The following is a 12,178-nucleotide window of genomic DNA, read 5'->3' as shown; positions in this document are numbered from 1 at the left end:
CGACGTCTTACTTTGTGCACTTTTTGCACGGTCGCTGCGCTCCCATTTTCGTGCAAAAAGCACACAAAGTAAGCTGCGGCTGATTGCGGCGTTAGGCACATTGGAAGCTATGCTCTCTAAGTCACAATTATTCGAAACATATAGAGTCCTTGGGCTGGCAGCGATGCATCCAGCTGGAGCGGAATATAAAGTGGCTTGGGCAATGACATTACTAGAGAGTGGAGCTGACACTGAATCTTTGGCAGAGCTCGCTACTTTCCAGCCACCATTTAATGAATTTGAAATCGACGACTATTTTGGTCGTGTATTAAAAGAGCTAGCTATTGCTCGACCACCTGACGATGATTCGTTAATGGGGTATGCCAAAGTAATCGCTCAGGAATGTGTCGAAGGTAAGATAAAGCCTGAGATAGCAGCATCTAAACTATATAGTGCGAACGTTGATTTAGATTATCCAGAATACTTGAATCATTTTACCGAACTAGAAGATGAGTGGTATTGTGAGCACATTAACGGTTGGACTAGAGACCAACGTAAAAATGAAATTATTAAGGCGTGCCAAGCATTGGACAATAGCATTAAATTTCCAGTGTTTCGCAGTGCCTAACAAAGGCCGGCAACGGACTTTCAAACCTGTCACTTTTTGTGCCCTTCGCTGCACAAAAATCGCCAGCTTTGCCAGCCGCTGCGGCCGGCGTTATGTCTAGGGATCGCTCTATGAAAATTGATACAGGTTGCCCCAATTGTGGTGGCGTAGCAATAAAGGAAAGTGAGCGTGGTGACGATCCAGCTATCTACAAATGTCCAGTATGTAATAGCGTTCTATTGCCTGATATAAAGAAAAGTGAATTTCGTCGCTACTTTGGCTGGATTGCACTAATAATGCTGGGATTGGTCTTTGCTCTCGGTAAATTATTTCCCGCTCTTTCGCTAGTTTTTTTTGTTACTCTTATGCTTTTAAGTTTAGTCGGTACAGGATACGAAGTTTTAGAATTCTCAAAAATCGTAAAGCTAAAATGTGTAGTAAAAACATAACAAGGTGATGATGTTCATTCCGCCCCTATGGGGCTCCACCAGACGGCCTACGCTTCGCGCAGTCCGCCGCATATCACGGCGTTATAAATCTTGGAGAGTTTTGTGCTCGGAAAGCTGAATGCAATAGCCACATATATTGCTTGGTTGTTTCTTGGGGGTATGATTGCATCCTTTGTTCTTGGTTACTTCGATGTTACTTATGAGATGCCCATCTACTATTTGATCTTTGGCGGTTTTTTCTTGTTTGCAATTATTCATTTTGTATTGGCGTTTTGGGTGCGTTGCCCGAATTGCAACAAGTGTTTAACCATTCAGGGTATGCATGGGGTTCATCCTGCCTCTATACACAAAAGCTGGTCGTCCGTTGTGTTTCACTGGTTTACAGGTAGGGTAGGTTGCATACATTGTGGTGCTACAGTTTCTACAAATGATTTATAACAAACCGCAGCAATCGCTCCCTTCGGTCGCTGGGACAGCCAAAACGCTGCGCTTATTTGTCTGCCCTTGTGCGGGGCGCTAAGTTTTATACACAAGTTTTTCCGGTTTTATTATGTAAATCAATAAGTTACAGTTTGACCTGGCATGAATTACAGATTTGATTGGATAATTATGCAGGACTGGGTCATGGAGGAAGTAAAAAATCAGGTTATGGGTGATACACGTTTGAATAAGCGCTTGTCCAATATTCTTAGTAGTTTAAGTTCAGATCCAAAGAATAGCATTCCCTGTGCAAACAAAACTTGGGCAGAAACGTTTGCAGCTTATCGCTTTATCGAAAATGATAAAGTCAATTTTGATTCTATTATGAGCGGCCATAAATCGGCAACTCTTGAGAGAATCAAGGCGCAGCCCGTTGTTCTTATCCGTCAAGATACCACCTTTCTAAATTTTGCCACTGACTTAGAAAGTAAAGAGATGGGAACACTTAGGCGGAAAGAGACCAATCAGCAACTCTTGCACACCTCCATCGCTATAACGCCATCAAGAGTTAACTTGGGTGTTGTTGAGGGTAGTATGTGGCAGAGAGACAAGGAATCAAGCTCTAATTCCCGTTATACCAAGTCGATAAAGAATAAGGAGAGTCGACGCTGGCTAGACCATTACGAAACGGCTTGTCAGATACAGGAGCGCTGCCCTGAAAGTACAATTGTGAGTATTGCTGATAGAGAGGGTGATATTCATGAGTGGTTTCAACTGGCTGAAGATCAAAGTGAACAGCGGCGGGCGAGCTATATCGTTCGAGCTAAGGCCAATCGCACTTTAGAGCTCGATGGAGAAGAAACGGTTTTGCTTTGGGATCATATGAATGAGCAGAAATCTGTTGGTCTATACACGGTAGATATTCCCAAACGGAATGGTGAATCTGGAAGAAAAGCCAAAGTCAGTGTATCCACTACTGAGATACGGCTACTTGGGAAAGGAAAATCTAAACGACCACTTTCTCTCTATGCTGTATTGGCTAAAGAATTAAACCCACCAGAGGGTGAAAAAGGCATTGAGTGGATGCTGTTAACTGATCTTCCAGTTGAAGACTTTAAGCAGGCAAGGGTCATCATTGAGTGGTATCGAAGCCGGTGGGAAATTGAAACCTATTTTCGGGTGGTGAAAGGCGGATGCCAGATAGAAAGTAACCGTTTTAGAACAGAGCAGCGCATGTTGAACTGCATTGCGATCTATATGATTATTGGATGGCGGCTACATTCGATAACTACGCATGCACGAAGAGTTCCTGACGCACCGTGTACAAGTGCCTACTCTGAAAAAGAATGGCGTATGATATGGATGATGCGAGATAAAACTACTCCACCAAATGAACCCCCAAGCATGAGGGAGATAACCCGTATGTTGGCAGGTTTAGGAGGTTTTTTGGGGCGTAAAGGGGATGGCGAGCCAGGAGTTAAAACCGTTTGGCAGGGATACACCAAGCTGCTTCATTATATAGAGGCAGCAGAAACTCTAAATGGACTTAAATAATGTGTATAAAACACAGGCGGGGCGTTATGCATCACCATGATTAAAGATATCGAGATTAAAAAATTACCACCTGAGATAAAAGTGTGTGGTATGGCAATTAAACCTGTTCGCGGAGTAACCGAAGAGGGAAAAACTATATATGAAAAAGATGTGCAGATTGAGCTAAAAAACATAGGAGGAAAAGCTCTATCCTTTGTTGACTGCAATCTTTCTTACTATGATGCTCAGGGCGAGTTTATAGGGTGTGATTCAGATGGAAGTCTTTCATTAGTTAAGCCAAATGAAAGTGTATTTGTTTCTATCCCTATGCTTAGCCCAAGTAATACTTCTAAAAAACTCTTAGAAGTTAGTATTCAAACTGCAGAAGGTATTTTTAGTAAGTATATTTCATGGGTTTTTCTAACAGGTGCGTTAGTATTTTTGGTTTATCAAAATTATTCAGCTTAATATACATAACAAGGCGTTCAAATTCGTTCTGCATCGTTGGTGCTCCACCGGACACAAAAAGCCATGGCACATTTCACTTTGCCACAACTTTTTGTGCCGTTTAGCTTGGCGTTAAGTTTTTTGAGAGGTCGTTCCATTAAAACAAATAATCTTGAAATTCATAGAGCAGAGCCTGCAGTAATTGAGTTGAATGGCTTCCTCAATGCATTAAGGTGTGTGATCGGCTGTCCGAAAAGGATATTTAGTGCAACACTTGCCGAAAAGAATACTGGTTTAAACTCTATTGTCGAAGACACAATAAAAAGTATTGGTGAGTTTGGAAAACTCATAGAACAAAGACAATCTGATTACAAAACTACTTATCAATTATTCATCGATCATATTTATAAGAAAATATCGGATACCAAAACTAGGGCTTTGGATAATTTAGATTGGAATCTAATTGAGTATTATGGTCTTATCTCAACATCAGACCAAGAAGATGGCCCTTGGAATAGATTTATTAGTCAAGAACATACGATTTTAAGATTTCTTGATGATGACGGTGATGAGTACATTTTATTCTTTGTAGAATTTAGTGATTTTGTAGTGGTAACTCAATTGGGGTTAGCATGGAACGAGAAATAAACATAACCAGGGCATGCACCCGACCTCCGGCAATTTGCACCTTTTTTGCGGTAGAGCTGCAAAAAAGCCTCCAATTACCTCCGGCTGGTGATGCAGGCGTTAAAACTATGAGTAAGTCTTACCTCAATCTATCTATCCTAGGTGTGGCGTTGCTTTTTATGGTAATTTTCTTGGCATACTCTGAGCTTGAAAAAAGTCACGAAATTGTCAGCTACGTGAGCCGCCCGGATATTGCGCAAAGATATGCGCTGAAATCGGCGAGGGATGACTTTCAGAAAAATAGAGTTGGCTTTATCTGGGTCTTTGAAATTGACGGTGTGTTAACTGTCTATGGTTTAGATGAAAAACAAGTTTCAAAGATTGCCAAAGTATTCGTTCAAGATAGATACTGGAGTTTACGGTGCTGTAGTGTTTTAGGAGAATACAAGTATCCGGATGATATCATTACTGGCGACGAACCATCTGAATTTGGTTTGATAGTCGGGGCGTATATCAGAAACCCCTATTTTGTAACTCTATACAACCGGGAAATGGCAAGGCTCCTGGGCGTAGAGTTTTAACAAAGCAAGGCAGTTCGTTCCGGCCCTGGGGGCCTCCACCGGACATCTTACTTTGTGTACTTTATGCGCAGTTCGCCACGCTCACTATTTGCGCATTAAGCACACAAAGTAAGCTGCCTCTGCTCGCGGCGTTATACGTAGGCAATGAACGAAGAAACACTAAAATTTATTGAAGAGCGGCGCCTTGTTTCGTATATGAACAAAACAAAGTGGCGAGAACTCGCTAATGCCATTACAAGTAACAGTGATTTCGAGCCTCAAGTAAGGCTTAAATATCTACGAGACTTAGAGGCAATGCCTGGGTTTTCGCTGCTTGATTGGGAATGGGTTCGCTATGGTCAATCTAACTGTATCGAGTGGATGGATATTGACCCATTCAAAAGAGAGCGAAGGGGCAATCTTTTAAGTGATAGAATTACTGACTTCAGTGGCTTTATAGCAACTGTTCTGAAAAAGTACAATATCCCATACTCCTTTGAAAATGGGTGTTACAGGGTATGGGGATATGCAAACCAGCAACCAGTTTTCGTATAACAAACGCAAGCACGCGGACCCGTTTTCCGCTGCGCTCCAAACGGCCCGGTGTTGCGGGCGTGTGTGCCAGGCATGGCATTTAACTAGAGAGGTGAAAGTCCTCTTACCAGGTATTCGTGGAGCCGAAGGTTAGCGAAAGGGCAAGGTTAATATCGCGAGGTATTGGCTGGAGGAAGCCCAACGCAAATTCACGGGGTGATGAACAAGAACTGGAAATGTCTTACCCTGGGAGGTCTATGGGTTGTTAATGGAGTAACTGAAAACTGAGAGATTGGTTTTGACCGATCCATAGAAGTCAGCAGAAGGCATAGTAGGTAGATTTCGTGCTACTGAAGGCCTGAACAATTCTGGACAGTATTATTAATGCAGAGCTTGATGACTGCATCTGACAAGTAACTTAGTTACCAGAGAAAAAAATTTTTTTTTCTGGGTGAACATCAAACTGGAAACTTAATCATACATTGTCCAATTTCTCATCTCTTTTAATGCAGCGAATTCTAGATAGGAATAATCTGTTTCGAGCATTACAACAAGTTTCTCGTAACCAGGGTGCACCAGGCCTCGATGGTATGACGGTAAAACAGTTGCCGGAACATCTTAAGCAGACCTGGATTGCTACCCGACAAAAGGTGCTAAGTAGTAGCTATCGTCCTCAACCGGTGAAACGCGTCTTTATACCAAAAGGCAATGGAGGCCTGCGTCCATTGGGTATACCCACTGTGCAAGATAGGTTGATCCAACAAGCTATCGCACAGATACTCAGTGAGCAATGGGAGCCGAAGTTTCATGCTCTTAGTTTTGGTTTTAGACCAAATCGATCGGCACACCAGGCGATTAGACAGGTCCAAAACTTTGTCCGGCAAGGAAAGCGCTGGACGATCGATATGGACTTGAAATCCTTCTTTGATGAAGTGAATCATGACAAGCTCATGCTAACACTGAAGCAAAGCGGAATACCGGCTGATGTGCTGGGGTTGATAAACCGATACCTAAAAGCGCCAACGGTAGTCGATGGCAAGGTAATAGCTACAACAAAAGGCGTACCGCAAGGTGGGCCGTTATCTCCGCTTCTAGCGAATATTGTGCTTAATGAACTGGACTGGGAGCTGCACAAGCGGCAACTCAGTTTTGTACGATATGCCGATGATTTTCAAATACTGGTGGGAAGTCGTCGGTCTGCAGAGCGGATAAAAGTAAGCCTTACGCACTTCATCAAATGTAAGCTGAAGCTCACAGTAAATACTGAGAAGAGTGCAGAGGATCACTTCTGGAAGCGGAGCTTTCTAGGATTTAGATTGCTGAAGAAGGATGCCCGGATAAAGGTATCAGAATCATCGATGAATAAATTGAAAGCCAAGATCAGAATGATCACCCGCCGAACACGAGGCCGCAAGTTTACTCAGATCATGGAAGAGTTAAAGAAGTCCCTGCTTGGTTGGAAAGCGTACTTTGACATCAGTGAAGTACTGAGCCCTCTGAAAGACCTGGACAAGTGGATAAGGCGGAAGTTGCGATGTTATTTATGGAAGCAATGGGGACGTAGTGGTTACCGCAGATTAAGAAGGCTGGGTGTTGATCGCTTTTTAGCGTGGAACACGGCCAAATCAGCGCATGGACCATGGAGGCTAAGCAAAAGTCCTGCCCTTTACAGAGCATTGCCAAATAGATACTTTAGGAACTTGGGGCTGCCGGAATTGGCAGATAGGAAGGGGAATAGAATTGAACCGCCATGGTACGTGACCCGTATGCCTGGTGGTGTGGGAGGAGGGGCATCGTGAGGTGCCTCCCTATCCCGATTAAATTTCAGGAGAGATCATGAAGCAAATTGCAATTAGGAAGTATTTCAGTTGTTTTGAAACAACTAGTGATGAAATTCATGATGATTCTTTTGGCGAGCATCTTGAAAAGCTAGATGAGGAATTAAGGGCTGTTTTCGAAAAATATGGTCTCAAGATGCTTGAGAGCGAGACACGTTTTCTACCATACCAAAAATTGTCAGTATTCAACTGTGAAAAGTGTAATCATCTAATGATAAATAGAGACATGAATCCAACAAAATTTGATGAAGGAGACTTGTACTCTGATCTCCACTGGGTGGTTTATGATGGTGGCACACACGAAGGAAAAAATTTATGTGAAGAATGTCTTCCGGTAACACACCGCTGGGGGCACTATTCATGAGAAATTTAACAAGTGACTATGGTTGCTCGTCAAGTTTTTAAGCCATGCTTTCATCCCAGTAGGTGTTGTTTTTCACCATCGTATTCAGGATCGTAATCTGCTTTCTCATGTAGGCAATCAGAGCGACCTTTTTAGGTTTGCCAGCGTCGACTAATCGCTTGTACATCGGCTTTAGTTTGGGATGATGCTGTATGGCCGACATGATGGAAACAAACAAAACCGTTCGTACACGATGCCTTCCACCCCGAATATATCTCTTTCCCTGGAAGCTGCCGCTATCACGGTTCATCGGGGCGATACCGACAAGTGCAGCGATTTCTTTACGGTTCAATTTTCCTAGCTCGGGAAGTTCACTCATCAATGTATAAGCCAATACATTTCCAACCCCTTTAGCGCTCAACAATAGGTCCCGCCTTTGCCGCCACTCAGACACACTGTTAACCAGTTTATCCAGTTGCTTGTCGATACCTTGTAACTCTTTCTTGATGGTGTTTAGAATGGCCTGTATAGGTTTGTGCACTGATTTAGGCATCCTCTGAAGCCGATTCTTTTGCATTGTGCTCATCTCTAAACACTGACTTCTTACCGCCAGTAAGTCACTGATCTCCCTAAGTTTTTCTGGCTTTAGTTCCGATAGTCTTGGCTTCATGGCCTCACCAAAATGTGCAATATCCATTGCATCTAGCTTGTCAGTTTTGGCGAGGCGCCCTGCGGATTTGGCGAAGCTTCTTATCTGTGAAGGGTTGCAAACAACAACAGGTAATCCTGCTTTGTCAGCGGCGCAAACAAACTCTAATTCGAGTCTTCCTGTAGACTCTATTAATACTCTTTGAGGTTTAAGAGGTTGTAATTGTTTAATGGCATCCTTAATGCCATTTTTATCATTGGCAACACTAAAGAACTGGCCAGTAGGTCTCACATAAATATCGAGTTGTTTACTGCTGGTATCGATACCGACATTGATCTCTTGAGGTTCCACAAGATAAGCTATCTCCGCCTTGCTATTCGGGCTCGAGGCCCACATGACTATTCGAGTTATGCCTAGTGAGTGTCTGTCACGTTCCTACTTGTTAACGGTCTTTATAAACCGGCGCAGCAACGAACTGTGACAAACAAGGCCTTCGGTGGCCGCCGAAGGTGGGTCTCAATTTACCCGTTAGCGAAAAGGATTTTCAACATCAGAATCAGGCAAGAACAACCATACAAGCCGCAGAAATCGCTCCCTTTGGTCGCTGGGACAGCCAAAACGCTACGCTTATTTGTCTGCCCTTGTGCGGGGCGTAAAAGGTACGTCAATGATTAGAGCGATTCTCGTAATAGTTTCCCTAATCATAATATCGGGTTGTGTTGGTTTGGCTATTGGTACTTACGGGAAAAAAGAGTGGGCCAGAACAGAATTCAGTCTAGGGAATGAGAGAAATCAATTCTCTTTCGAAAAGAGAGATTCGCCTTACTCAGACCTTGAAATTATTGAACGTTGGGGAGATCCTGATTCTGTAGATCTGTTTGAGTATTGTAAAGTGCTTATTTATAAAGACGGAACATCATGGGCTGGTGCAGGAGCATTTGTTGGCGTAGTGCCAGTTCCGCTCGCGGTACCAACTGGAACGTATAAGAATCGCTTTTATCTTCGTAACAATGCAGCTGTTGGCTTAATTCAAGAGTACGGAGAAATAGATCGTGCTGTTGGCTATACATGTGGTAGCAATGAGTGCGTGGCTAGCGCTGGAGAAAAGGTAAATGAGTCTGAGCTTGATACTAAAGTGGCAGTAACACAATGGTGTGCCAAGTCCCTTTAACAAACGTAGGTAGTATGTTTTCGGGCCTGCGCGGGATGCCCAGCGCTGTGCACATATTGTGCGCGTTGCTGTGTGCGTTATTTGTCACTTTAGGAGCTATCCATGATTTCTGAAGATTTCTCCGAAAGGATTGAGAGCTTTGATGAATGCTTAAGCCTGAAGCTCTCAGAAGTCGACAATATACAAGGTGGAGATTCACTCCTTTACCGAAAAATTCTTTATGTTTCATTTTTAGATCCACTGGCGGCGTGCGTCTATCCAAATTCAGGAAGCAAGGTTAGGTTTGCTGGGCTTATCGATCGATTTTCTCATTAGCCTGATCGGGATAGGCTTTGTATCGTACACATCGCAAGGTTTTGTTCACTAAACTTCGAGCCTGAGCCAGGAAGGCTCAGGCATGAGTCACTCATAATGTTAAAAGAGTGGCTAAATGACTTAGACAACACAGGAATAGTTAGAGGCGAGAAAAACCCAACTTATAGCGATTTTAAGAAAATATGGCCAAAAAGGGTTAGCGAAAGCGGGCTGCCTTATCAGCTTTCCGATTTTAAATTAGTAAATCTGCTGTATCGGTTGAGAAATGTATTGGTTTATCAGTTCCAGTCTCCCGGCCGGGAATTAGGTCCCATATTGCCAGATTAGCATTTTTTCCAGTTGTTCAAAACTATTGATGGAAATCATAAGCTAATTCCTTTACATTTTGAGTTAGTATATTCATCAGAGTTTTTAAGTGATCTATGTGGAAAAACATTAAGGAGTGTTGTTGCATATCTTAGGGAAAGCAATATAAATCCTTTCCCGAATCATTATTCAGGTGACTACTGGCTGTAGTATCTAAACAAATAACAAGCAGTGGCAGTCGGACCCAGTTTTCGCTCCTGTCTCGCTGAAACCTTCTCTCATTGAGTAGATGCTTGTCTACTGAATAGCGTAAGAAAAAAATAAATCAAGGCTAATAATTTTTTGGTGTTAAGCATTTGCAGTATTTTGCTAGAATAGGTAGGTACCCTTGTTAAGGATAAAAGATGAAATATGGAATGCTGATAGCCCTGGTCGGGGTTGTTACTATATCGGGCTACTTTATACTTGAATCAAATCAAGAGAGTAGAAATTCAGATTTTGATAGAGAGGTACGCAAACCTCGCGACTTCAGTGAACAGAAGAATACCTTGTCTAAAGGGGATAATCGTAAGATAACAAATGAAGAAGCGGGTCAATTAATAGTAATGGAAGAGGCTGGGATTGGAAAATCCGTTGATGAGGGCGAAGTAATGCCCCCAACTTTTGTCGATCGGCAGGAAGAGGAGCACTCTCATGATAATGGCCATGATAGTGGTATAAAGTATTTGCTGACCATTAATAATGATATTAATGGTGAGTATACGCCTACAAACCCAGATTTCAGTCGTCACGGAACCCCCATTTCTATCAATGAAGAAAGCATTCGAAGCCTTAGAAAAAATGAACTACTAAATTTTCCTCTCGATAAAAACCGTACTCTTTTGGTCGAAAGTGTCGATAAGAAAAACAGTGGCGCCGTCAATGTCCGATTTTCAGTTGCGAATGAAGACAATATTTATCGAGGCTTTATTACTGTTGGCAATAAAGCTACCTTTGGCCGTATCATTACTCCGGAGGGAGGGTATGAGTTAGAGGTTGTTGATGGTAAGGGGTGGATTGTTAATACAAGTTATATTGATGACAAAATGCCAGAAGATGGTATCGATTACGTGGCACCAAGAAATTAAAAAATTATAATGGAGTAAAGTATATGAATAATAAAGTATGGTTAATTTGTCTTCTTGTTTTAGGTTTCTTTTGGGAGGAGTGTAGTGCTGACGAGGTCACAGTATTAGTTTTATATACAGAGGCAGCACAAAGCTCGGTTGCAGGAGGGGCTATTGAAGATAAGATAGATAGCTATATAGAAGCAAGTAATGATACTTATCGTGCTAGCGGTATTGACATTACTCTTTCCTTGGCAAGTGCACAGCTTATTACCAATGTTGACGATACGAGTACGAATAATACGCAAAACTATAGTTATGAAGATGCGCTAGATGACCTGACAGGTGGTTTGAGCCCCTTTCATAATGTCCCAAATTTGCGTAATACTTATGGTGCTGATTTTGTTGTTTTGTTGCGCGATACGGACAATGATTGGGGGGGGTACGGATGGGTTGATAATGATGGCGGCAGGAGTGATCTCGCATACAGTATCGTTCGCATCAAGAATCCAATGGAAACATTTACTCATGAAATTGGTCACAATATGGGGCTGGCTCATTCTCGCCGCCAGGTGGCAGACGGTGGTGTTCCTGGAATAGAAACATACGCCGCAGGCCATGGTCTGGATAGAAATTATCCGTCGGAGTTTGGTTTTGTGACGGTGATGGCATACGGGTCTGCTTTTAATGGCGCACCAAGGTTGGCACTTATGTCAAATCCTTCTATAAACTGTGATTCTGGTACTAGTGTTAGCCCATGCGGAATTATTGAGACAGATCCCGATGATGGGGCTAATAGCTCGAAAGTCCTCAATGCTAGAAAATCTATATATAGGAATTATCGTCTTGCCCCTACCGTAGCATCAATATCATTTAATGATTCTAATCTATTATCTTGTTTGACCTTTTCACAATTTACTCTTATCCCGGTCTTTACATATCTGAATTGTGCAAACTTTAACATTGAATCTCTGGCTGGTTTAGAGGGTCTTACAGGCTTGACCTATGTAAACATACAAGATAACAATATCTACAGCTTGCAGCCATTGCTTGAATTGCCCAATCTTCAAACTGCTGTAGTTTCCGGAAATGATAATGCAATTTGTTCACAGCTAACTCTTCTTGAAGAAAAACTTGGAGCAAGTAATGTGATACGATCTGATGGATGTTTTCCATTGGCGGCAGTGCTCGTTTCTATAAACACTTTGTTGCTTTAAATCTTGCAGGAGATTGTAAGGGTGGCGTGTATGGTGCTGCAGTTTCATTGTGGCACTATAATAAATACATATACATA

The 12,178-nt window shown here is 42.5% G+C and carries 15 protein-coding genes; 14 read left to right on the top strand and 1 reads right to left on the bottom strand.

Going from position 1 to position 12,178, the window contains the following annotated elements; genetic code table 11:
* Window positions 1–100 precede the first annotated feature (100 nt).
* The 10 genes from ACJJIE_RS10380 to ACJJIE_RS10335 all read left to right on the top strand — a co-directional run bounded on the left by ACJJIE_RS10380 (window position 101) and on the right by ACJJIE_RS10335 (window position 7,358).
* The gene (locus ACJJIE_RS10380) at window positions 101–607 is read left to right on the top strand and encodes a hypothetical protein (protein WP_444892124.1); all 507 of its coding nucleotides are present in this window, start codon (window positions 101–103) and stop codon (window positions 605–607) included.
* A gap of 110 nt (window positions 608–717) precedes the next feature.
* Complete coding sequence (locus tag ACJJIE_RS10375; RefSeq protein ID WP_444893097.1) at window positions 718–1,035, top strand: hypothetical protein; 318 nt, start codon at window positions 718–720, stop codon at window positions 1,033–1,035.
* Window positions 1,036–1,137: 102 nt separating this feature from the next.
* The gene (locus tag ACJJIE_RS10370) at window positions 1,138–1,473 is read left to right on the top strand and encodes a hypothetical protein (protein WP_444894541.1); all 336 of its coding nucleotides are present in this window, start codon (window positions 1,138–1,140) and stop codon (window positions 1,471–1,473) included.
* A gap of 144 nt (window positions 1,474–1,617) precedes the next feature.
* Window positions 1,618–3,009, top strand: a complete 1,392-nt coding sequence (locus ACJJIE_RS10365; RefSeq protein ID WP_507021889.1) for an IS4 family transposase — start codon at window positions 1,618–1,620, stop codon at window positions 3,007–3,009.
* 36 nt (window positions 3,010–3,045) lie between these two features.
* The gene (locus ACJJIE_RS10360) at window positions 3,046–3,456 is read left to right on the top strand and encodes a hypothetical protein (protein WP_282931847.1); all 411 of its coding nucleotides are present in this window, start codon (window positions 3,046–3,048) and stop codon (window positions 3,454–3,456) included.
* A gap of 63 nt (window positions 3,457–3,519) precedes the next feature.
* Window positions 3,520–4,083, top strand: a complete 564-nt coding sequence (locus tag ACJJIE_RS10355) for a hypothetical protein (protein ID WP_444894539.1) — start codon at window positions 3,520–3,522, stop codon at window positions 4,081–4,083.
* Entirely contained in the window at window positions 4,068–4,643 is a 576-nt protein-coding gene (locus ACJJIE_RS10350) for a hypothetical protein (RefSeq protein ID WP_282931849.1), read from the top strand. The genes ACJJIE_RS10355 and ACJJIE_RS10350 overlap by 16 nt, the downstream gene beginning before the upstream one ends.
* Before the next feature lie 144 nt (window positions 4,644–4,787).
* On the top strand, window positions 4,788–5,177 hold the full coding sequence (locus ACJJIE_RS10345; protein WP_444894538.1) for a DUF6678 family protein: 390 nt from the start codon (window positions 4,788–4,790) through the stop codon (window positions 5,175–5,177).
* A gap of 485 nt (window positions 5,178–5,662) precedes the next feature.
* Entirely contained in the window at window positions 5,663–6,955 is a 1,293-nt protein-coding gene (gene ltrA / locus ACJJIE_RS10340) for a group II intron reverse transcriptase/maturase (RefSeq protein WP_444894537.1), read from the top strand.
* A 37-nt stretch (window positions 6,956–6,992) separates the two neighbouring features.
* Window positions 6,993–7,358, top strand: coding sequence for a hypothetical protein (locus ACJJIE_RS10335; protein WP_444894536.1), 366 nt, complete (start codon window positions 6,993–6,995; stop codon window positions 7,356–7,358).
* A 37-nt stretch (window positions 7,359–7,395) separates the two neighbouring features.
* On the opposite strand, the gene ACJJIE_RS10330 is transcribed toward ACJJIE_RS10335, so the two are convergent.
* Window positions 7,396–8,382, bottom strand: a complete 987-nt coding sequence (locus ACJJIE_RS10330) for an IS110 family RNA-guided transposase (protein WP_444894535.1) — start codon at window positions 8,380–8,382, stop codon at window positions 7,396–7,398.
* A gap of 271 nt (window positions 8,383–8,653) precedes the next feature.
* On the opposite strand from ACJJIE_RS10330, the gene ACJJIE_RS10325 reads away from it, so the two are divergent.
* The 4 genes from ACJJIE_RS10325 (at window position 8,654) to ACJJIE_RS10310 (ending at window position 12,101) form a co-directional block, all read left to right on the top strand.
* Complete coding sequence (locus tag ACJJIE_RS10325) at window positions 8,654–9,157, top strand: hypothetical protein (protein ID WP_282931854.1); 504 nt, start codon at window positions 8,654–8,656, stop codon at window positions 9,155–9,157.
* A 102-nt stretch (window positions 9,158–9,259) separates the two neighbouring features.
* Complete coding sequence (locus ACJJIE_RS10320) at window positions 9,260–9,472, top strand: hypothetical protein (protein WP_444894534.1); 213 nt, start codon at window positions 9,260–9,262, stop codon at window positions 9,470–9,472.
* 710 nt (window positions 9,473–10,182) lie between these two features.
* Window positions 10,183–10,905 (top strand): protease inhibitor BamI-like protein, encoded by a 723-nt coding sequence (locus ACJJIE_RS10315; RefSeq protein ID WP_444894533.1) that lies wholly within the window; start codon window positions 10,183–10,185, stop codon window positions 10,903–10,905.
* Between the two features lie 23 nt (window positions 10,906–10,928).
* Entirely contained in the window at window positions 10,929–12,101 is a 1,173-nt protein-coding gene (locus ACJJIE_RS10310; protein WP_444894532.1) for a M12 family metallo-peptidase, read from the top strand.
* The last annotated feature ends 77 nt before the right edge of the window (window positions 12,102–12,178 follow it).

This window comes from Microbulbifer maximicatervae (SeqCode), assembly GCF_052467325.1.
This window is presented reverse-complemented; position numbering and strand designations above follow the sequence as displayed.